Source organism: Weissella sp. MSCH1 (assembly GCF_045799135.1).
In the GTDB taxonomy this organism is placed as follows: Bacteria; Bacillota; Bacilli; order Lactobacillales; family Lactobacillaceae; genus Weissella.
Map to the genome: position 1 here is coordinate 1 of NZ_JBJMBA010000032.1, position 20,685 is coordinate 20,685.

Annotated in this window: 20 protein-coding genes; 18 read left to right on the forward strand and 2 right to left on the reverse strand. The window is 44.8% G+C overall.

The annotated features are described in order from the left end of the window. Positions 1 to 402 precede the first annotated feature (402 nt). The gene (locus ACJ28U_RS03010; protein WP_407618343.1) at positions 403 to 1,248 is read left to right on the forward strand and encodes an NAD(P)H-hydrate dehydratase; all 846 of its coding nucleotides are present in this window, start codon (positions 403 to 405) and stop codon (positions 1,246 to 1,248) included. A 57-nt stretch (positions 1,249 to 1,305) separates the two neighbouring features. Here ACJ28U_RS03010 and ACJ28U_RS03015 read toward each other — a convergent pair whose 3' ends face one another. Continuing rightward, a complete protein-coding gene (locus tag ACJ28U_RS03015; protein WP_407618344.1) occupies positions 1,306 to 2,757 on the reverse strand; it encodes an MFS transporter in 1,452 nt (483 codons plus the stop codon). Positions 2,758 to 2,998: 241 nt separating this feature from the next. Here ACJ28U_RS03015 and pepV point away from each other — a divergent pair, with 241 nt between their 5' ends. Further along, positions 2,999 to 4,420, forward strand: coding sequence for a dipeptidase PepV (gene pepV, locus ACJ28U_RS03020; protein ID WP_043941446.1), 1,422 nt, complete (start codon positions 2,999 to 3,001; stop codon positions 4,418 to 4,420). Between the two features lie 59 nt (positions 4,421 to 4,479). Here pepV and ACJ28U_RS03025 read toward each other — a convergent pair whose 3' ends face one another. Further along, complete coding sequence (locus ACJ28U_RS03025) at positions 4,480 to 5,547, reverse strand: hypothetical protein (protein WP_407618345.1); 1,068 nt, start codon at positions 5,545 to 5,547, stop codon at positions 4,480 to 4,482. Between the two features lie 205 nt (positions 5,548 to 5,752). Here ACJ28U_RS03025 and ACJ28U_RS03030 point away from each other — a divergent pair, with 205 nt between their 5' ends. The 16 genes from ACJ28U_RS03030 (at position 5,753) to ACJ28U_RS03105 (ending at position 20,667) form a co-directional block, all read left to right on the forward strand. Next, positions 5,753 to 6,745 carry a DUF1002 domain-containing protein gene (locus ACJ28U_RS03030; RefSeq protein ID WP_099088717.1) on the forward strand — a complete coding sequence of 331 codons (993 nt, stop codon included), beginning with the start codon at positions 5,753 to 5,755 and terminating at the stop codon, positions 6,743 to 6,745. A 102-nt stretch (positions 6,746 to 6,847) separates the two neighbouring features. Beyond that, positions 6,848 to 7,393: a flavodoxin domain-containing protein gene (locus ACJ28U_RS03035; RefSeq protein WP_407618346.1), complete on the forward strand. Its 546-nt coding sequence runs from the start codon at positions 6,848 to 6,850 to the stop codon at positions 7,391 to 7,393. Positions 7,394 to 7,562: 169 nt separating this feature from the next. Next, complete coding sequence (locus tag ACJ28U_RS03040) at positions 7,563 to 8,312, forward strand: biotin--[acetyl-CoA-carboxylase] ligase (RefSeq protein WP_407618347.1); 750 nt, start codon at positions 7,563 to 7,565, stop codon at positions 8,310 to 8,312. Next, positions 8,309 to 8,842 (forward strand): biotin transporter BioY, encoded by a 534-nt coding sequence (locus ACJ28U_RS03045; RefSeq protein WP_407618348.1) that lies wholly within the window; start codon positions 8,309 to 8,311, stop codon positions 8,840 to 8,842. The genes ACJ28U_RS03040 and ACJ28U_RS03045 overlap by 4 nt, the downstream gene beginning before the upstream one ends. Before the next feature lie 82 nt (positions 8,843 to 8,924). Then, positions 8,925 to 9,485 (forward strand): guanylate kinase, encoded by a 561-nt coding sequence (locus ACJ28U_RS03050; protein WP_099088721.1) that lies wholly within the window; start codon positions 8,925 to 8,927, stop codon positions 9,483 to 9,485. A gap of 23 nt (positions 9,486 to 9,508) precedes the next feature. Beyond that, complete coding sequence (locus tag ACJ28U_RS03055) at positions 9,509 to 10,000, forward strand: hypothetical protein (RefSeq protein ID WP_407618349.1); 492 nt, start codon at positions 9,509 to 9,511, stop codon at positions 9,998 to 10,000. Further along, positions 10,000 to 10,797 carry a DUF6681 family protein gene (locus ACJ28U_RS03060; RefSeq protein WP_407618350.1) on the forward strand — a complete coding sequence of 266 codons (798 nt, stop codon included), beginning with the start codon at positions 10,000 to 10,002 and terminating at the stop codon, positions 10,795 to 10,797. The genes ACJ28U_RS03055 and ACJ28U_RS03060 overlap by 1 nt, the downstream gene beginning before the upstream one ends. A gap of 166 nt (positions 10,798 to 10,963) precedes the next feature. Beyond that, positions 10,964 to 11,692: an amino acid ABC transporter ATP-binding protein gene (locus tag ACJ28U_RS03065; RefSeq protein WP_010371549.1), complete on the forward strand. Its 729-nt coding sequence runs from the start codon at positions 10,964 to 10,966 to the stop codon at positions 11,690 to 11,692. Positions 11,693 to 11,704: 12 nt separating this feature from the next. Beyond that, positions 11,705 to 12,550: a transporter substrate-binding domain-containing protein gene (locus ACJ28U_RS03070; protein WP_010371546.1), complete on the forward strand. Its 846-nt coding sequence runs from the start codon at positions 11,705 to 11,707 to the stop codon at positions 12,548 to 12,550. Then, positions 12,550 to 13,194, forward strand: a complete 645-nt coding sequence (locus tag ACJ28U_RS03075) for an amino acid ABC transporter permease (protein WP_099088725.1) — start codon at positions 12,550 to 12,552, stop codon at positions 13,192 to 13,194. The genes ACJ28U_RS03070 and ACJ28U_RS03075 overlap by 1 nt, the downstream gene beginning before the upstream one ends. 2 nt (positions 13,195 to 13,196) lie before the next feature. Beyond that, positions 13,197 to 13,853: an amino acid ABC transporter permease gene (locus tag ACJ28U_RS03080; RefSeq protein ID WP_010371540.1), complete on the forward strand. Its 657-nt coding sequence runs from the start codon at positions 13,197 to 13,199 to the stop codon at positions 13,851 to 13,853. A 541-nt stretch (positions 13,854 to 14,394) separates the two neighbouring features. Beyond that, positions 14,395 to 16,020, forward strand: a complete 1,626-nt coding sequence (locus tag ACJ28U_RS03085; protein ID WP_407618351.1) for a peptide ABC transporter substrate-binding protein — start codon at positions 14,395 to 14,397, stop codon at positions 16,018 to 16,020. Between the two features lie 610 nt (positions 16,021 to 16,630). Then, positions 16,631 to 17,551, forward strand: coding sequence for an ABC transporter permease (locus tag ACJ28U_RS03090; protein WP_010371533.1), 921 nt, complete (start codon positions 16,631 to 16,633; stop codon positions 17,549 to 17,551). A gap of 10 nt (positions 17,552 to 17,561) precedes the next feature. Continuing rightward, complete coding sequence (locus ACJ28U_RS03095) at positions 17,562 to 18,593, forward strand: ABC transporter permease (RefSeq protein WP_060653568.1); 1,032 nt, start codon at positions 17,562 to 17,564, stop codon at positions 18,591 to 18,593. A 17-nt stretch (positions 18,594 to 18,610) separates the two neighbouring features. Beyond that, positions 18,611 to 19,714, forward strand: a complete 1,104-nt coding sequence (locus tag ACJ28U_RS03100) for an ABC transporter ATP-binding protein (protein ID WP_099088728.1) — start codon at positions 18,611 to 18,613, stop codon at positions 19,712 to 19,714. Further along, positions 19,714 to 20,667, forward strand: coding sequence for an ABC transporter ATP-binding protein (locus ACJ28U_RS03105; protein WP_407618352.1), 954 nt, complete (start codon positions 19,714 to 19,716; stop codon positions 20,665 to 20,667). The genes ACJ28U_RS03100 and ACJ28U_RS03105 overlap by 1 nt, the downstream gene beginning before the upstream one ends. Positions 20,668 to 20,685 lie beyond the last annotated feature (18 nt).

Here is a 20,685-nt window from a genome sequence, read left to right on the forward strand (position 1 = left end):
AACCGTGTCGGGAGCAGCCTTCGAACTCTGTACAGGCTTACATCCAAATTGGATTATCGTACGTCCTCGAAGTAACCGATGCTAATGACCGCAAGAGATGTCAAATCATGACTAAAGTGTTTATCTCTTAAATTGATACGTTTTGTTATCTTGCGTCATTACTGTGACACGCCCGCATGGATGTTGGTAGGTAGAGAGATGATAGAGGTTGAAATGAATTCTTCCTGCAATTCAATTACCTGCCTTTCCTTTGGTACATGATTATAATAACACTCGATGTAAGCGCTTGCAATTAAAAACCCTTGGTTATTTTGTGACGAATTACAGCGGATGGAGAATGTTCCGCAATTCGGGTTTCGCGCGGTATAATGAAGTTACTATTAATAAATTCGGAGACGCGCCATGCTTAGTGAACTAAAATCAGAAATTTTACATGAGGTTATCTTGCGCCGTCCAGACGACAGTCACAAAGGCAATTTTGGCCGGGTGCTGTTAATTGGCGGTAACATTCAATATGGTGGGGCTATTTTGATGGCCACACAGGCGACAGTTGGATCAGGTGCTGGTTTGACAACCGTGGCCACGGATTTAATTAACTTAACAGCATTGCGTTCTCGTACACCAGAAGCGATGTTCGTGGATTGGCGTAATGATGAGCAATTGACAACAGCCATTCAAACGAACGATGTGATTTTGATTGGGCCTGGCTTGGGCACGGATGAATTTGCGACGCAACTGGTGCGTAAGGTGTTGACATCAGTTAGCAAGGACCAAATTTTAATCGCTGACGGATCAGCACTAACGGTGATGGCCGAGCACAATCTGACATTCCCCCGCGATACTTTCACGGTTGCAACACCACATCAAATGGAGTGGGCCCGCTTGAGTGGTGTCCAACTCAATTACCAAGACAATCACCAGCTGAATGAAGTTCAACGACAGATTTTGAACCTAAATGTCTTAGTACTTAAGCAACACCATACACTCATTTATACCGAGACTGAGCAAAAGCAACTTCAAATTGGTGGGGCTTACCAGGCGACTGGGGGAATGGGTGATGTGTTGGCTGGAATTGTGGCTGGTTTTGCCGGTCAATTCAAAGCTAATACGACTAAAGCCGTTGAGGCGGCGGTATACGCGCATTCAGCTATTGCCCAAGAGATGGCCGGACACAGTTATGTGGTGAAGCCAACATTTATTGCGGATTCTTTGCCAAACTACATGGCACGCATTCAATCCAACTTATAGACAAAAAAATACCGTCACTCGCAACTGAGTGGCGGTATTTTGATTAACCGATTGAAATTACTTGTGACGAGCCTCAATTTCGTGGTTCATCTTGTTAACTTCTTCGTCAGTCAATGGGTACTTCATGATGACCAAGATAGCAAGTACAGCCATGATAATTGGCAACCAGATCATTGACCATTGCAATCCCATCAAAGCGGCAGCAGATTGAACCTTCTTAGTACCATCGAAGCCAGTAGCGGCATTGATGTAACCAGGAATGATACCACCCAAAGCCAAACCAATCTTGAAGAACAAGCCCATGATGGCGTTGATGATACCAGCAACACGCTTACCAGAAGTGTATTCACCGTATGAGACAACTTCAGGAACCAATGACCAAATGAATCCAGTGGCTGAAGTCAATCCCCATTGTTGCAAGAAACGTCCGATGTAACCCAAAGCAATGTTTTCAGGTGACTTCGTCCAAATCCACAAGACAATTGATCCGACCATGAAGATGGCTAGGAACAGAGCAAAGAATTGCTTCTTACCAACCTTGGCACGAATCTTAGGCCAAAGGAAGACCAAGAAGATTCCAGGAATTGATCCAAGCAATGAGATTGAACCGTTCCATTCTGAGTGACCAATGTTGTATTGCAAGAAGAATGGCCATACTGTGTTTCCGAAGAACATAAATGTAAAGCCGACCAAGAAGAACAATCCCAAGATTCGCAAAGGCTTGTTACGCTTCAATTCAGCGAACAAGTCTGAGTACTTTACTTCAGGCTCATCTTCAGCAGGCAAAACACGTTCCTTCGTCTTAGCGTACGTTACCATCAAAGCGATGAATCCGATGACCATGTAGACGGCATAAACCTTGAACCAAGCGCCAGCAGATTGTGCTGATGAGTAGTCACCCAAGTTCATGTGGATACCGAACATTCCGATATCCTTTGATGAACGGTCAACTGATGTTGCCAATTGCACGAAGATAGGGAAGCATGTGTAAACCAACAAGTTTGCGATGTTAGCCAACGTCATACGAACCGTTGTCAACTTGGCAATTTCATCGTTATCACGTGTCAATGATGCGTTCAAGGCACCGTATGGAATGTTAACGAATGAGTAAACCATGGCTGTTGCCATATATGACAAGAAGGCATATGGCACCTTGAAAGCAGGGAACCATTGACCAACTGGCAAGAACAAGCAGGCAGCCAAGATAACTAGCGGAATACCGAAGTTACGAAGGTATGGCAAGTACTTACCACCCTTAGGATGTGCTTTGTCGACTGTGGCACCAACCCAAGGATCCCACACAACGTTGATCCAACGAACGACCAAGAAAATAGTGGCACCAGCCGCAGCTGAAATACCGTTAACAGTTGTCAGGAAGAATAGCAAGAATCCACCAACAGTACCGAAAACCAAGTTTTGGGCAAAATCACCCAAACCATAGGCAATACGATCCATTAATGTCAACTTAGCAAATTCGTCCTTTTTAACAGATTGCGTATTTGCATCCATAAGAACAAACCCCTCAAAATATAGAAATGTAATTGCTTAATGCATGCTCATAATATCACTAAAAAATACGAAAAAGCCGGAATTTACAAAGCGTTCTGTAAGCGTTCACATTTTAGCTGTTCTATGATGAAAATAAGACTATCAAAAGGGAAGTTGACCAGGCGAATCATGATTAAATTCTGCAAAGATTTGTAAAATGGCGTATAATTACAACCAATATGACAGTGGAGGTCAATGAGATATGACAACGCAATGGCGTGCAGAAGCATTGAAGTATGAAGATGCATTGTTGACTGACTTGAAGGAAATGTTGGCCATCAAGTCAGTTCGTGATGATGAGGCAGCGACTGAGGACGCACCTTTGGGACCTGGTCCTAAGGAAGCTTTGCTAAAGTTCGAAGAATTCGCAAAGCGTGACGGTTTCCGTGTTGGTAACTACAAGAACTTGGTTGCCTATGCAGAATTGGGACCTGAAGACGCTGACGAAACAGTTGCCATTATTGGTCACTTGGATGTTATGCCAGCTGGTGACGGTTGGACAAAGGATCCATGGTCACCAGTTATCGAAGACGGCCGTTTGTATGCGCGTGGTGCATCAGACGACAAGGGACCTTCATTTACGGCTTACTACGCAATGAAGATGATCAAGGACTTGAACTTGGACTTGAAGCGCAAGCTAGTTTTGGTGATGGGAATTGATGAAGAGTCTGACTGGACTGGTATGGATGACTTCTTTGAGGAGTATGGTATGCCAACGATGGGATTCTCACCTGACGCTGAGTTCCCAATTATCAACGGTGAGAAGGGTAACGTTTCAATCGTAACGCGCTTTGCTGGTACGCAAGGTGGTTCATTGAAGTTGGTTTCATTCTCAGCTGGTTCACGTCCAAACATGGTACCTGGAACTGCTGTTGCCGTTGTTGAGGCTGCAGATACGGCTGCTTTGGTTTCAGCTATGGATGCTTACTTGGCCGCTGAAAAGCGTGTTAAGGGTGAAGCTAAGGTTGATGGTAACCAAGTAACGTTTACTTTCTATGGAAAGCAAGTTCACGGTGCGATGCCTGAAACCGGTGAAAACGCCGGTACTTACTTGGCTAACTTCTTGCAAGACCAAGACTTTGGCGGTAACGCTAAGGGCTTCTTGACGTTCTTGGGAACGCAATTGCACGATGACACGGTTGCTGAGAAGATTGGTGCAAAGACGCACGACGATTTGATGCACGACTTGTCAATGAACGTTGGTATCCAACGCTTTACTGATGGCGAAGATGGCTTTGTAAATGCTAACTTCCGTTACCCACAAAACACAACGGCTGAAGAAATTGAAGGTCACGTAGCGGCATCATTGCCTGCTGGTTTTGATGCAACGGCCAAGCAAGAAGGTCACGCACAAGTGCCTCACTACGTACCTGGTGATGATCCACTAGTTAAGACGTTGTTGCAAGTTTACCGTGAGCAAACAGGTTTGCCAGCAGGTGAGCAAGTTATCGGTGGTGGTACGTTTGGACGTTTGTTGAAGCGTGGTGTTGCCTTTGGAGCAATGTTCGAAGGTGTGCCTGACACGATGCACCAAGCTGACGAATTCTACCCAGTGTCAGATTTGACACGTGCGATGGCTATTTTCGGACAATCAATGTACGAATTGGCTAACGTTGAAGATTAATAACAATAAAAACCGCAATGACGACAAAATCATTGCGGTTTTTATTAGTTATTCAAAAATTAATGACTAAGAATGTCACGTTCACGGTCGGCTTGACGTCGGCGGATTGCGTAGTAGGCAATAATCCAAGAAGCTAAAGCAACTGAAAATGTTGTGATTGCAACCGGGCCCCAGTTCATTTGGTAAGCACTAGGCGGCAACATGTCGTCAGCCATTTGACCAGCGCGGACAGCCACCTCATGAATTGCTGTGGCTGCTGTGGTTGGCTCTTGCGCAACGGTATTAGCTTGGCTTTCTGACGGTGTGCCAAGGGTGGCTGCTTCATGCGTTGAGGCAGTTGTAACAGCCGCTTTAACTGTTGAGCTAGCCATTTCTTGTGCCGTTTGGTTTGTTGTTGGTGCGACATCGGTTGGCTCTTGCGCAACTGATGTGGTCTGCGCAACTGGCTGTGCAGTTTCTGCATCACTACTGTTAACAGCGGTAACTGGTTGATTTGTAGTTTGACTAGTTGTGACTGTCGTTGGTGCAGTGACCGAAGCGCGCTGTGTAGTGGCGCTTGCTGTTCGATAAGTTGTGGCAGTCCGTGCGTCAGACGTTTTACTAGTCGTGACCTTTTGTGTTTGGGTAACGGATTGGTCAGTAATAGGTTGGACCGGTGTTTCTGAAGTTGTCACCTTATTAGCCAAGTCGGTTTCAGTTGGCGTTGTGGCTTGCCCAACTGACTCTGACGAAACGACTTCACTGGCCTTGTTACTATCAGAAGTGTTGCTTTCAGTGGGTGTTTCGGTAACAGGGGACACATAATCGGTAATTGTTTCTTCAGGTAATACGACCGGTGTGTTTGGTACGCACGCCTCTAACGTTTCTGGCGTAGCAGTTGTTTCATTGGCCGTGCTGGCTTCTTCTTCAGACTTGGCTGATGCTGGTAAAACAATTGGTGTGGCTGGCGTTGATTCATCTATCGTTGGCGTGCTTGTCGCAGAGTCTGCGGTATCGCCACTAACGACACTGACGGATGATGATACTGTTGCGGGGGTTGCCGTGTCATCAGCAAACACAGGGGTAGCGAATAAGACGCTAGCCAATAAAATGGATGCTGTTAACAAACTTGATTTTTGAATCGCCATGTCACAATTGCCTCACTTTCTAAACGAGATATTACCTTATAATAGTACTCTTTTCTTCCTTGTTTGTGAGCGGAATACACAAACTTCGTGCAAACTGTTCACAATAAATTCACAAACTAAGCGCGTTGCGTTTTGAAGTTCTGTTTAAGGCACGATATGTTACAATTATGTGACAATGAAAACGATGGTATCGGAGGAAATAACGATGCAAACTAAGAAAATTATAACGACGACGTTGCTAGCAACTGCCTTGCTAGGGGCGTCAACGGTGACTGCGACCGTTCTGGTGCAACCGAACGTTGTGCAAGCAGCAACAACGAATGTGCAAACACGGGCCTTGTCAAAGTCGTATGTTGTTTATGGGGCTGGGGCCTCAGATCAAAGTGCTCTTGCAACAACACTTGGTGTGACAGACAGTTATGAAAAACTAACTACAACCGGGGCTGACGCATCATATATTGGCCTTTCGGGAGTGGCAGATAGTGCGATGATTAGTTCTGTTGCCATTGCACCGGCTGAACCTGGTACGGGCACATTGGTAAACATTAAGAACTTTGATGGTAAGGATAATATTACGCAAGTGACCTCACAACAGTATGCGATGGCAGCCACGATGGCCGGTGTAAAAGATGTGATTATTACGGTAACAGCCAACCAACAAGTTTCTGGGCAAGCAGCCTTGGCTGGTGTTTATAAGGCTTTGGATACAGATGGGATTGCGCTGAACGAACAAAATACGTCTGCAGCTAATAACATGCTAGCCGCTACGACGGATGCCGTGAATGATAACAAAGACGATAAGGCCTACCCAGGTAAGTTAACGTCAGCGGTAACGAACACAGCTAGCGAACTGGCTGAGAAAAAGCAAGACGGACAAAACATTACAATTAATATTGCAGTTGATCAATTAAATATTAACTTGGATAAGCAAGGTATTGCCGAAAAGACGTCTGATACGGCGGTACAAACGATGGCGCAAGCGTTGGTAGGGGTTGCAGACGCACCTATTTCTGACTCATCTACCTTCGTTGATAATGCTAAGAGCCTATCAAATAAGCTTGAAAACTCAGCTGGAGATGCGATGGCTAAGGCGAAGGATTTTGCGAATTCAGAGGATGTTAAGCAAGCCGCTAATTGGTTCGTCACGAACATTTGGAATCCAATTGTTAACTTTTTCAAGGGTTTATTGAATAAGTAATGATTTTTGTCAGACTTCACACTATCTTCGAAACTTTTGCACACGTCACCAACTTACAACTCGTATGATAGTGGCAGAAAGATAGATGGGGAGGACACGTGAATGAGTGCAGTTGTGATTTATGACAGTCACTACGGGCATACTGAAAAATATGCCCGCTGGATTGCAAATGAGTTGCAGGTTAGTTTGTATCGCCTAGATGAAATCGGCGCGTTGGATTTAACGACGTACGATACGATTGTTTTTGGTGGCCCAGTATTTCATGGCCGCGTTAAAATTGCTAACCTAGTCAATACACTGATTCCGGCGCTGTATGATAAGCATATTTTGTTGTTCACGGTGGGCCTCCATCCGATTGATGCGACTTATTTTAAACACATTTGTGTTGATAATTTTAATTACCTTGTCCAACAGTATGCTGATTTCTTTCAGCTACGGGGGGCGACAAACCATGACAAAATGGGGCGTTGGCATCGACTATCGGTGTGGTGGATTAAAAAGATTGGTCGCGCGATTGCGGAAGAACACGTGAAAGAATTAGAGGAAACGACAACAAATCAAATTGATTTAGTGGGTCGTTATCGTCAATTAGTGCAACCGATTGTCGATCGGGTTCGCTTTTATGAAAAACAAGCTTCATTAGAATAATTAACCTAAAAAGGACTAGTGCAGAGATTTCTGGGCTAGTCCTTTTGGGTTAAAGCGGGTAACCTGACCAGTGTGCGTACATGGTATGATAGGAACAGTTGGTTGTGCTGGTAGAGAACACCATGACTAACTGTGATAATGGGGACTAGAAAGTTTGGAGGGATGGACCATGGATCAATTACGATTGACAACCTTAAGTCCAGTGACAATTACAAGTTATGCCACGATTGATTCAACTAATACTGCTGCAAAACGGCTGATTGATAATACACAATTAAAGGCGCCAGTAGCGATTGTGGCAGATGAACAAACGGCAGGGTATGGTCGGCATGGTCGGCAGTATTTTTCGCCAGATCAAGTTGGTATTTATCTAACTTTGGTTTGGCCAGTGGCTGATAGTCGAACACTCAACCCTGGTCAGGTGACAACCAGCGTGGCGGTGGCAGCTGCCACTGCATTGTCAGTTGAATTGGGTGTGCAAGTTGGTATTAAATGGGTCAATGATTTGTACTATCAACATAAAAAGGTGGCCGGTATTTTAGTTGAATCGGTCGGTAATCATTTGATTATTGGCATCGGTTTGAATATTAACCCAACCGATTATCCGGTTGACATCCAAGCAAAGGCCGGTGCGTTAACTGATCAACAAGTTGATCGGGAACAGCTGGTGGCATCGTTATTAAATTATTTCGTTCGCTATTTTTCGTTAGATGCCCGTGATGTGATGCGCGACTATCGCAAATTATCACTCGTAATCGGTCAACAGGTTGAGCTGGTTGTTGGTAAGCAAACCATCCAGGGGCGTGTTCAAGATGTGCTGGATGATGGTGGCTTGTTTGTGCAAACAGCCGCTGGCCCACAAACTTTCTATTCTGGTGAAATCACGAAATTAAATATGACAGGATGGACTATTTCATGAAAACACGACAGCTTGTGTTGGCAGCCGTCTTTGCAGCAATGATTGCGGTATTGGCGCCGTTGTCAATTCCAACGGGGATTGTGCCGTTAACCCTACAAACGATGATTGTGCCGTTAGTTGCATCGGTGACATTACTACCAATTTCGTTGTCGGCCGTGGCAGTTTACTTACTGCTAGGGGTGGTCGGGATGCCTGTATTTGCAGGATGGACCTCTGGTGTTGGTATCGTTATTGGGCCAACGGGTGGCTACCTTATTGGCATGCTTCTGTTCCCGCTTATTATTGGGTGGGGAATCAAGTTGAGCGCCAAGTGGTATGCGTTGACAGCGTGGAACTTAATTGCAGCGTTTTTGCAGTTGGGATTCGGTACGGTTTGGTTGGCAGTAGCAGCTAAGATGCCGTTGGCGAATGCAATGGCTACCGGATTGGTGGCCTTCATCATTCCAACTTTAATCAAAGTTGTCATTGTTGTTGCTTTGGCGACGATGATTGGTCGGGTGATGCGTCTCCCAATCGGTAAGGAATATTAACGTTTTACCCCGAACTTAAGCCAACTTAAGTTCGGGGTTTTATAATGGAAATAATTAAGTTTAAAGAGAGTCGTTAAAACCCATGAATCGTAAAGTATTTGTGCTAACTGGAAATACCGGTACTGGCAAAACCACTGTTGCAAATTACCTCAATGAATTCTTTGAAATGCCAAAAGTTATTACACACACAACTCGAGCACCACGCGAAGGTGAAGTTGATCAAGTTGATTATTATTTTGAAACTGAAGCAAGTTTTAAACAAAATCATTACTTAGAGAGTGTGACGTATTCAAATTATCACTATGGGTCATCCCACGAAGGATTAGCTAGGGCGTGGGAGAAGAATCCATTCATTACCATCGTGTTGGATACGGCTGGCGCGATGACATATGCGCAAGAATTGGGTGACGAGGCAGTTATTATCTATCTCACTGTTAGCGAAGAAAATGATTTGTTAACGCGTTTAGAAAAGCGTGGGGATGATGTAACCGCGGTTAAGGAGCGTTTAGCCAGTCAAGAATATCAACGCGATGCCGCATTGCCTGATGCGTTACGCGGCGTTGCCCACGTCGTGATTAATGATGATTGGGAAACCACCAAAGAAGAAATCAATCAAATTGTTAAGCAAGTTGTCCAAGAATAATTGGCCACGGTAGGAGGAGCATTATGGCATATCGAACACCACCCGTTATCACGCCGGTTGCACTAGTTTCAATTATTTTGGCGTTGAGTGCAGCTAACGCAATTGTTAATGTTTCAACGAATACATCGAATGGTGCAAAAATTTCGTCAAGCGTCGTGTCATCATCGACATCAACAAGTGCACCAGCTAAGTCTGAAGAAAGTAAGTCCGCTGACACTGCTGAAACGTCGACGAGTCGGGTTGTCAGTGATAGTCAGACAGACTCGTCTGCCACAACAGAGTCGACTCGTAAACAAGAGGAGTCGTCATCAGCAAGTACGGCGTCAACAAATAAAGACACGACTGATAGTCGAGTGAGTTCGTCGAGTGTTTCAAGTCGCCCGGCAAGCAGTTCAAGTGCCGTCACGTCGAGTGCTTCAAGTGCCCCGGCCTCAAGCGCAACGAGTTCATCAACGGCTAGTTCAACTGCGCCAGCAACGACACCATCGACAGCAAACGGAGGTGCAACAAACTAATGCTGACTATTTTAGATTTGTTAAACCACTATCTGGGGTTCTTTAATGTTAATACCAAGTGGAAAGGGCAAGTATATTCAATTTTGGCCACAGCGGGAGACTTTTATGTCTTGTACTTGGGCGTAAAGCACATTGAAAATGGGGCCTACCTTCGTGGGGTAGTATTGATGCTCGCCTTCATTGTGATTGCCTATTTTGCGGTTCTGAATATGGTGTACTACTACACGAAGAAAACGGTGAAGTGGGATATTTCGCCAAAGATTGAAAAGGTTTTGGGTGGCCAGCCTGCTGAGGAAAGTCAGACTACTAAAGCAGCAATGCCTTATGTACCAGCAAACGGATTATACGCCAAGGAAAATGTGTTACCAGCAACGGCAATTTCTGACGCTGATATGCAAGCAGAATTAACGAAAGTTGCCGAGCAGTTACAAGCTAGTGGGATGTTCCAACAAGACTATAACGGCATGTCAGAGACTGATCAGTTAGCCTATTTGGCGGCTGGTAACGAGGTCATCTATGCTAATCATCCGGGGACACCATTGCCATACTTCCGCTTGGAGCATGAGCGTGGTGGCTTGGCCGTTTACGGTGGCTTGAACGAGATGTTTGCGCAGCGCGTTGCCAGGATTAAAACGGTTGGGCTGCAACCAGTTGAGTTAGCCCTCGAAAATTATGATTTGTTTATTGCATCGGCGGTAATTACGGGTGGTGTTGGCCATGCACGTGGTCGCGTAAACCTACAAGAAACAACGAAGCCTTATCAACTAGCCGTTGAGCTAGCTTATAAGCAAAAGTAAGTCTGTCAGGTGATTGTCAAGAAACCTGACAAGATAATTGACACCGGTCTTACTTACAGACTATTATTAAACATAGCGACCCGTCACGAAAAATCGCGACGGGTCATTTTATATTGAATGATGATTTTTGAGGAAATTGTCAATAAGGAGGAACACCATTATGTCGATGATCGAATTTAAGGACGTCGAAAAGTACTATGGAGATTTCCATGCTTTGAAGGATATTAACCTTGACGTGGAAGCTGGTGAAACGGTCGTTTTGCTTGGCCCATCTGGTTCAGGAAAATCAACGTTGATTCGCACCGTAAATGGTTTGGAGCCTGTTCAAGAAGGCCAATTAATTGTTAACGGTCAAGACTTGGCTAACCCACAAACTGATATGAACCGTACGCGTAAGAATGTTGGCATGGTTTTCCAACACTTTAACTTGTATGCGAACAAGACGGTTTTGGAAAACATTATGTTGGCCCCACGTTTGGTATTGAAGCGTGATGAAGCAGAAAACAAGAAGATTGCAATGGAATTGTTGGAGCGAGTTGGTCTTGCTGACAAGGCTGACAAGATGCCTTCAACGCTTTCAGGTGGGCAACAACAACGTATTGCGATTGCACGTTCATTGGCAATGAAGCCAAAGGCCTTGTTGTTTGATGAACCAACGTCAGCTTTGGACCCAGAAATGGTTAACGACGTTTTGAAGATTATGCGCGAAATCGCGGCAGATTCAAGTATGACAATGTTGGTTGTGACACACGAAATGGGCTTTGCTAAGCAAGTTGCCGATCGTGTTATTTTTATGGCAGATGGTCAAATTTTGGAAGATTCTCCTACCGAAGAATTCTTTGCAAATCCTAAGGAGCCACGTGCACGTCAATTCTTGTCACAAATCATTCACTAGGAGGTGCGGAGTATGAGTCGCAAGTTTAAGCGTACTTGGCGTGCGGTTCTTGCTGGTGCCGCCGTCGCTTTGCTAGCAGGGAGTGTGGTTGCCACCCCAGTGCATGCCAGCGATAAGAAAAACGAAGCTTACAATCGTATCATGAAGTCAGACAAGATGGTCTGGGGTGTTAAGGGTGATACAAAGTTAATGGGCTTGATGAACATCAAGACTGGTAAGTTGGAAGGCTTCGACGTTGATATGGCGAAGCAAATTACGAAGCGTGTTAATCCAAAAGCGAAGGTTGAATTGACGCAAATTACATCTGGAACACGTATTCCGATGTTGTTGAACGGTAATATTGATGCGATTATTGCTACGATGTCAATTACGCCAGATCGTGAGAAGGTTGTTGATTTTTCAAAGCCTTACTTTAATGCTGGGCAAGCTATCTTGGTTAAAAAGGGTAGTGGCATTAAGGATATCTACGATTTGAACAAGCCGGGAGCACGTATTTTGGCCGTTGCTGGTTCGACGTCAGCGGTGGTTGTTAAGAAGTTCGCGCCTAAGGCTAAGGTTGTTGCTTTGTCTGATTATGCAACTGCTTTAACAGCATTAAAGGCCGGTCAAGGAGATGCATTGACGACTGATAATGGTATCTTGTATGGTATGGCGGCCGGCTCGAAGAGTTTGGAAGTTGTCGGTGGTCCCTTTACTAAGGAACCATATGGCGTTGCTATGGATGAAAACAACCCTAAGTTAGTCAAGGCTGTTAATAAGGCGATTGATGATATCAAATCAGACGGGACTTACGCCAAGCTAGCCAAGAAGTGGTTCGCTGGTGTTAAGGGAATGGATTGGAAGGAGTTGGCTAAGTAATGTTGTCATTATTTCAAACACACGCTCATGACTTCCTAACTGGATTTGGTTGGACAATCGCCTCGTCAGTGTTGGCATTGATTGGTTCACTGATTCTGGGAACTGTTTTTGCTTTGATGGAAGTTGTGCCAAATAAGGCGGCCAATATTATTGGGCGTATTTATATTGAAGTACTTCGTAATATTCCATTGTTGGTTATTACGATGTTCTTCTATGTGGTAATTGCAAACGTTGTAAAAATTAGCGGGTTTGCAGCTGGAACGTTGGGACTAACACTATATACGTCAGCCTTTATTGCTGAGACAGTGCGCGCGGGAATTAACGCTGTGCCACATGGTCAATTGGAGGGTGCACTTTCCAATGGCTTGTCTTGGTGGCAAGGAATGCGTTACGTGGTATTGCCACAGGCGTTTAAGCTGGTTATTCCACCACTTGGAAACCAATTTATTAATTTGATTAAGAACTCATCAGTGCTAGCTTTCGTGGCCGGCATGGATTTGATGTACCAAGCAAATATGATTTCGCAAGAAACATTTGATACGTTTGGGCCATTTATCATCGTTGCTATCTTCTATTTGATTTTGACGATGCCAATGAGTTACTACATGCGCTACTTGGAAACCAAGTTGAATAAGGAGGGATAATCATGGCAGAATTCTTATCAGCGTTCTCATGGATTAACATCCGCTTCTTGTTGATGGGACTATGGGTCACTATCGAAGTAGCGGTTGTCTCGGTCATTTTGAGTTTTATTATTGGTTCATTACTTGGGGTTATCCGTTACGTCAAGATTCCATATCTATCACGCATTGTTGGTTTTATCATTGACGTGATTCGTAACCTACCACTGTTGTTGATTATCTTCTTTACGTACTTTGCATTGCCAAAGATTGGCATTCACTTGGGCGTTATGACGTCAACGATTTTCGCATTGACGATTTTTGAGTCAGCGATGTTGGCAGAAGTTATTCGATCAGGAATTGTCGCCGTACCAAAGGGGCAATTAGAAGGTGCTTTGTCGAACGGATTGAGCTTTAAGCAAGCCTTGTGGCACATTATTTTGCCACAGGCTTACAAGAAGATGATTCCACCAATCGTGTCACAATTTGTGTCATTGATTAAGGATACGTCTTTGGCAACGATTATCATGTTGCCAGAAGTGACATACCGTGCACAAATCATTTATGCGCAAGAGCCAAATGCCATTGTGGCGATGTTCTTCGCATTGGCCGTGTTGTACTTCGCGTTGAATTACGTGATTTCAAAGATTGGTCGTATTTTGGACCGTCGAATGGCAGCTTAATTTAAACTGACTAAACCACCAGTACTTTTGTGCTGGTGGTTTTTTGTTGTGTTGGTGTGTGTCGTGCTATCGCACGAGACATGAGTGTGGGGGAGTGGCTCCGACAAAGATGACAGCTGGGAAACTTCGCCGGCGCGAGCACCGGCTAGCACCCAACTAATGGGATTAAGAATCTGGGTCCGTACGTCTTATCTAACCGGCGGTCGGCCGAACTTGTGAGTTCCCCAGCTGTCATCGCTACGCCACTCCCCCACACTCATGTCGGCAGCCGAGCGGTTTTAGATTATTTGTGAGACGCAAAGCAGAACCGGTTAACAGTAAGAAAAATGCGGATGGTTTCCTGGTTTTTTTGCCTGTAAATGAGTGAAACTCTCATTTTAAGAAACGTAGAAAAACGCATGGTTTAAACGTTTTAATGGCTCGTGTTCAAATTTAGTTCACAGTTTGTATTAAAAAATGGCGTTGCTTCTCATTTTTGTCCAGGCTATGATACTAAACATTGAAAGGCATTATTTACTATTTTCGAAATGGGGAGTTTTTTATGAATAAGGTATTGAAGACATCAGCATTGTTGTCGACAGCGTTGATTTTGGGCTCAACGTTGGCACCAATTACGGCTGACGCAGCCAAGTACAAGACGATCAACTGGACTGAAGGGGCTGATTTGGGCACGATGGATCCATCAAAGTCTACGGCTGCGGTTGATTTTGACGCATTGCAAGCAACTGGTGACGGTTTGTACCGTAATGATAAGTCAAACAAGCCTGCGCTTGCTTTGGCTGAATCAGTTGAAAAGTCTGATGATGGGTTGTCATACACGTTCAAGTTGCGTTCTGGTTTGAAGTGGTCAAACGGTGACGCTTTGACAGCGCACGATTTTGTTTATGGTTGGCAACGTACGAATGACCCTAAGACGGCATCACAATATGCCTACTTGTTCTCAGGAATTAAGAATGCAGATGCCATTCAATCTGGTGAAGAAAAGGACTTGTCAACGTTGGGTGTTAACGCCGTTGACAATACAACGTTGGAAGTGACGTTGGAAAAGCCAATGCCACAACTTGAATCAGTTTTGACGATGGCACCTTTCTACCCACAAAACCAAAAGTTTGTGGAGAAGTCAGGTAAGAAGTACGGTACCGCTGCAAAGTACACGTTGTCTTCAGGTCCATTCATCTTGAAGGGCTGGACTGGGTCAAACAACAAGTACTCATTGGTTAAGAACGACAAGTACTATGATGCTAAGGTTGTGAAGACGCCTAAGGTTGTTGTGGAAACTATCAAGGACCAAAACACGGGCTACAACTTGTACAAGTCAGGCAAGGTTGACTTTACGAACTTGTCACCTGATCAAGTGAAGGCTTCAAAGAAGAACAAGGCTTATAAGGTTATCCCACAAGCTTCAACGTTCTACATGGAGTTTAACGAGAAGAAGGTGAAGGCGTTGGCCAACACAAAGATTCGTCAAGCTTTGTCATACTCAATCGACCGTAAGACGTTGTCAGATAAGATTTTGACGGGAACGGCTACACCTGCGACAACGTTTACTTCAACTAAGTTGGCGCAAGATCCTAACACTGGCAAGGACTTTGCTAAGGCAGCTGAAGTAAAGGGTGCCATTGCCTACGACAAGGCTAAGGCTAAGAAGTTGTTCAAGGAAGGTATGAAGGAAGTTGGCGAGAAGAAGTTGAAGTTGCAAATGGTCACTGATGACAGTGATGCAGCTAAGCGTTCAGCACAATTCTTGCAATCACAAATGGAAAAGTTGGACGGCTTGGATATCGACGTTAAGGTCGTACCATTTAAGCAACGTTTGGCTTTGTCACAAGACAAGAAGTTTGATTTGGTAATCACTGCTTGGGGTGCCGATTACGGTGATCCATCAACGTTCTTGGACTTGTACACGAAGGATTCTTCATTCAACAACGGTTCATGGGATAACGCTGAATACAACAAGTTGATGTCAGCTGCTAAGACGACTGACGTGAACGATGAAAAGAAGCGTTATGACGATTACAAGCAAGCAGAGCAAATCATCGACAAGGAAGTCGGTGTGGCGCCATTGTACTACCGTTCATATGCAACGTTGTTCCGTACATCAGTTAAGGGTGTTGTCACAAACCCAGCTGGTGCACCATACGACTGGAAGTGGGCATACAAGAACTAAATCCATTAGAAATCACATCGTAGCATTTGCTGCGATGTGATTTCTTTTAGTGTTTGGTCGTGCTACTAAATATAACGGTAGGACAACATGCAACAGCTAACTTAACGATGTCTATCAAACGAATTGAGAATATCTCGGCTACTGGCATGGTGGGTGGGGTGTGACGTAGTGATTGGCTGGGGGGAACTCACAAGTTCGGCCGACCGCCGGTTAGATAAGACGTTACGGACCTTGGCTCTTCGCACAATTATTTGGGCACTAGCCGGTGCTCACGCCGGCGGAGTTTACCCCGGCCAATCTTTGGCGAAGTCGCACCCACCATGCCTCGTTGCAACGCGACGACACACAAATCTAGCCCACTACAAAGAATGAATGTTTTTGTGATATCGAACGTATGTAAACGCAAACAACTTCAAAATTATTAAGAAAATGAGAGTCTCATGTGATATTAGCTGACAAAGCCTTTTACATTGTAGATATCTCTGTTAAAATGATAAAAGTCTAATAAAAGCTACAAGTTTTGTAAGAAACCAAACGCTTATATCTCATAAGCAACTTGATTCTTTCATATTAGAAGTAGAAAGCAAAATAGTAGGGGAAGGTCATCGCTATGATCAAATATATTCTAAAGCGTCTAGCAATCATCTTGCTGACGCTGGTGCTGGTTATCTCAGCGACATTTTTCTTGATGAAGTTGATGCCAGGATCACCATTGGCTAACGCCGAGCGCTTGTCTGAAGCGCAACGAAAGTTGATTGAAGCACAATACGGCTTGGATAAGCCAATCTTCATTCAATACGTCACATACTTGTGGGATGCCTTGCACTTCGACTTTGGGGTCTCATTCCAATTTGCTAACCAAGAAGTTTCAACGTTGATTGCACAACGTATGGGACCTTCAGCACAATTGGGTATCCAAGCTTTGATTTTCGGTGTGATTGCCGGAATCGGTTTGGGTTCAGCTGCGGCGGTACGTCGTAACACAAAGACGGATACGGCGTTGTCAATCTTGGCCGTCTTGGGAATTTCAATTCCATCATTCGTTTTCGCTGCATTGCTCCAATACTGGATTGGTTTGAAGTTGGGTTGGTTGCCAATCGCCGGTTGGAAGGGCTTTGCATCAACTATTTTGCCAACAATTGCTTTGGGGATGAGCCCATTGGCTGTGTCAGCGCGATTCATTCGAACTGAAATGGTTGATGTCTTGGGATCTGATTACATCGAATTGGCACGTGCCAAGGGATTGTCAAAACGTGAAATTATTTGGAAGCACGCAATGCGTAATTCATTGATCCCATTGGTAACATTGATTGGTCCGATGGCAGTTAACTTGATGACGGGTTCAATTGTTATCGAGCAAATCTTTTCAATTCCTGGAATTGGTAGTCAATTCGTTAGCTCAATCTTGACGAATGATTATCAAATCATTATGGGAACAACGATCGTCTACGCCATGATGTTGATGGTTGTGTTGTTGATTACGGATATCTTGTATGGATTGATTGATCCACGTATCCGTTTGGCTAAGTAAGGAGAAGCGCATGGCTGAACAAGTAAATTTGACGGCAGATGATTTTAAGCTGCTCCCAGCTGATCGTCATGTTGATAACGAAAAAATTATGAAGCCTTCATTGAGCTTCGCAAAAGACGCTTGGCGTCGACTAAAGAAGAACAAGGGTGCCTTTATCTCATTGTGGGTACTGGTTGCTGTGTTCGTTGTTGCTTTTGGTTCAACACCAATTGCAAATTCAAAAGCCACATCTCATCAAGATGTGACACTGCAAAACCTACCACCACGTTTGCCAGGTGTTTTGGGTGATATTCCAGGATTTACGGGGCACGCAAAGTTAGATGGTGTGAAGATTGATTCATATGACTCAGCGGGTGTTTCAAAGAAGAAGAACTTCTGGTTTGGAACTGACCAATTTGGTCGTGATATCTTCAAGCGTGTGTTGTACGGTACACGTATCTCATTGCAAGTGGCGTTGATTGCGGCTGCAATGGACTTGGTCTTCGGTGTGACATACGGAATCATTTCCGGCTGGCGCGGTGGTAAGACTGATGTTGTGATGCAACGAATCATCGAAATCATCTCATCAATTCCGAACCTGGTTGTGTTCGTCTTGTTGATTTTGATTTTGAAGCCCGGTATGTTCTCAATTGCTTTGGGAATTGCCATGACATCTTGGACATCAATGGCGCGTTTGATTCGAGCGCAGGTGTTGACGATTAAAGAGCAAGATTACATCTTGGCTGCCCGCACACTGGGCTCGTCAGCATGGCGTATCGGTTTACGTCACTTGGTGCCAAATTTGAGTTCAACCATTATCGTGCAATTGATGTTCACGATTCCATCAGCAATCTTCTTCGAGGCCCTCTTGTCATTTATTGGGTTGGGAATTCCAGTGCCAATGGCATCTTTGGGAACGTTGCTTAACGATGGTCAAAAGGCGCTACAATTCTATCCATATCAATTGGTTATTCCAGCGGTAATTTTGGCGGTTATTATGATTGCCTTTAACTTGTTGGGTGATGGATTGCGTGATGCCTTTGATCCTCGTACAAAGGATTAATGAAAGAGAGTTAGCAAATGGCAGAAAAAATTCTTGAGGTTGAAGACCTAAAAATTAATTTCAGGACTTACAACGGTAAGGTGCAAGCCATCCGCGACATTTCATTTGATTTGTACAAGGGTGAGACATTGGCTATCGTTGGTGAGTCTGGGTCAGGTAAGTCTGTCACGACACGTTCACTAATGGGCTTGTTGGCCAAGAATGCGGAAGTGGAGCACGGTTCAATTAAGTTCCGTGGCGATGAAATTATCGGTAAGTCAGAAGACCAAATGCAAAAGTTGCGTGGGGCTGAAATTGCGATGATTTTCCAAGACCCAATGACATCATTGGATCCAACGATGAAGATTGGCCAACAAATTGCGGAGCCGCTTATCAAGCACAAGAAGATGAGCAAGAAGGAAGCTTGGGGCGAGGCGTTGGAAATGATGAAGCTAGTTGGTATTCCAAATGCCGAGGCTCACATCAATGACTACCCACACCAATTCTCAGGTGGTATGCGTCAACGTATCGTGATTGCAATTGCGATGATTAACCGCCCTGAAGTGTTGATTGCCGACGAGCCAACGACCGCGTTGGACGTGACGATTCAAGCACAAATCTTGGACTTGATGAAGAAGGTTCAAAAGGAAATCAATTCATCAATTATCTTTATTACCCACGATTTGGGTGTGGTGGCCGGTATGGCTGATCGTGTTGCGGTTATGTATGCGGGCCAGATTATTGAAATTGGTACAGTGGATGAAGTGTTTAACTTCCCACAACACCCATATACATGGGGCTTGCTAAACTCAATGCCAACGACAGAGACGGAACGTGGCGAATTGGAAGCAATTCCTGGTACGCCACCAGATTTGTTGGAGCCACCTGTTGGTGATCCGTTTGCGGCACGTAACAAGTATGCTTTGGCAATCGACGAAGAGCAGAAGCCACCATTCTTCCAATTGTCACCAACACACTTTGCGGCAACGTGGTTGTTGGATGCACGAGCACCAGAAGTTGTGCCACCATTGGAAGTACAAAAGCGTTGGGCCCGTTATCAAGCGGCGCACCCAGAGGCTGACCGTAAGCAGGCAGTCGCCGTCGACGCAACGGCAGTTCTTGGAACGGAGGACAACAACTAATGGCTGAAGCAAAGAAGAAGTTAGTTGAAATCAAAGGACTTGATATCACTTTTAACAAGGGCCGTAGTAATGAGACGAAAGCCGTTCAAAATGCCACTTTGGATATTTACGAAGGTGAAACGTTTGGCTTGGTCGGTGAGTCAGGTTCAGGTAAGACGACAATTGGACGTACGATTATGAAGTTGTATGATCCATCTGCCGGTGAGGTATTGTTCGACGGGCAAGATATTGCGAAGTTGAAAAAGAAGAGTGACTTGTCAAACTTCCGGCAAAACGTGCAAATGATTTTTCAAGATCCACAAGCATCATTGAATCTCCGTATGAAGGTTAAGGACATTGTTGCCGAGGGAATTGATGTGAACCATTTGGCTAAGTCGGATGCGGAACGCTCACAACGAGTTGAAGACTTGCTTGAAATCGTTGGCTTGAACCGTGACCACTCAAATCGATACCCACACGAATTCTCAGGTGGGCAACGGCAACGTATCGGTATTGCACGTGCTTTGGCAGTGCAACCTAAGTTTATTATCGCTGACGAACCAATCTCGGCATTGGACGTTTCTATCCAGGCGCAAGTTGTTAACTTGATGAAGCAACTGCAAAAGGATAAGGGCTTAACATACCTATTCATTGCTCACGACTTGTCGATGGTGAAGTACATCTCAGACCGTATTGGGGTGATGCACTGGGGCAAGATGGTTGAAATCGGACCAGCGGATGAGGTTTATAACCAACCGTTGCACGATTACACGCGCTCATTGTTGAGTGCGATTCCAGTACCAGATCCATCAGTTGAAACGGCCCGTGAGCCAATTGTTTATGACCCAACTGATGAGATGGATGGTCGCGACCGTACGATGGTTGAAATCGCACCTGACCACTTTGTTTGGGCGGCGGAAAATGAAATTCAAATGTATCAAGATCGTGCCCGTGAGGCCGGCTTGATTGATTAACTAGCAAAACGATTCGAT

Coding starts and splice junctions, on each gene's coding strand:
- ACJ28U_RS03010 (WP_407618343.1), top strand. CDS start 403: ATGCTTAGTGAACTAAAATCAGAAATTTTACATGAGGTTATCTTGCGC.
- ACJ28U_RS03015 (WP_407618344.1), bottom strand. CDS start 2,757: ATGGATGCAAATACGCAATCTGTTAAAAAGGACGAATTTGCTAAGTTG.
- pepV (WP_043941446.1), top strand. CDS start 2,999: ATGACAACGCAATGGCGTGCAGAAGCATTGAAGTATGAAGATGCATTG.
- ACJ28U_RS03025 (WP_407618345.1), bottom strand. CDS start 5,547: ATGGCGATTCAAAAATCAAGTTTGTTAACAGCATCCATTTTATTGGCT.
- ACJ28U_RS03030 (WP_099088717.1), top strand. CDS start 5,753: ATGCAAACTAAGAAAATTATAACGACGACGTTGCTAGCAACTGCCTTG.
- ACJ28U_RS03035 (WP_407618346.1), top strand. CDS start 6,848: ATGAGTGCAGTTGTGATTTATGACAGTCACTACGGGCATACTGAAAAA.
- ACJ28U_RS03040 (WP_407618347.1), top strand. CDS start 7,563: ATGGATCAATTACGATTGACAACCTTAAGTCCAGTGACAATTACAAGT.
- ACJ28U_RS03045 (WP_407618348.1), top strand. CDS start 8,309: ATGAAAACACGACAGCTTGTGTTGGCAGCCGTCTTTGCAGCAATGATT.
- ACJ28U_RS03050 (WP_099088721.1), top strand. CDS start 8,925: ATGAATCGTAAAGTATTTGTGCTAACTGGAAATACCGGTACTGGCAAA.
- ACJ28U_RS03055 (WP_407618349.1), top strand. CDS start 9,509: ATGGCATATCGAACACCACCCGTTATCACGCCGGTTGCACTAGTTTCA.
- ACJ28U_RS03060 (WP_407618350.1), top strand. CDS start 10,000: ATGCTGACTATTTTAGATTTGTTAAACCACTATCTGGGGTTCTTTAAT.
- ACJ28U_RS03065 (WP_010371549.1), top strand. CDS start 10,964: ATGATCGAATTTAAGGACGTCGAAAAGTACTATGGAGATTTCCATGCT.
- ACJ28U_RS03070 (WP_010371546.1), top strand. CDS start 11,705: ATGAGTCGCAAGTTTAAGCGTACTTGGCGTGCGGTTCTTGCTGGTGCC.
- ACJ28U_RS03075 (WP_099088725.1), top strand. CDS start 12,550: ATGTTGTCATTATTTCAAACACACGCTCATGACTTCCTAACTGGATTT.
- ACJ28U_RS03080 (WP_010371540.1), top strand. CDS start 13,197: ATGGCAGAATTCTTATCAGCGTTCTCATGGATTAACATCCGCTTCTTG.
- ACJ28U_RS03085 (WP_407618351.1), top strand. CDS start 14,395: ATGAATAAGGTATTGAAGACATCAGCATTGTTGTCGACAGCGTTGATT.
- ACJ28U_RS03090 (WP_010371533.1), top strand. CDS start 16,631: ATGATCAAATATATTCTAAAGCGTCTAGCAATCATCTTGCTGACGCTG.
- ACJ28U_RS03095 (WP_060653568.1), top strand. CDS start 17,562: ATGGCTGAACAAGTAAATTTGACGGCAGATGATTTTAAGCTGCTCCCA.
- ACJ28U_RS03100 (WP_099088728.1), top strand. CDS start 18,611: ATGGCAGAAAAAATTCTTGAGGTTGAAGACCTAAAAATTAATTTCAGG.
- ACJ28U_RS03105 (WP_407618352.1), top strand. CDS start 19,714: ATGGCTGAAGCAAAGAAGAAGTTAGTTGAAATCAAAGGACTTGATATC.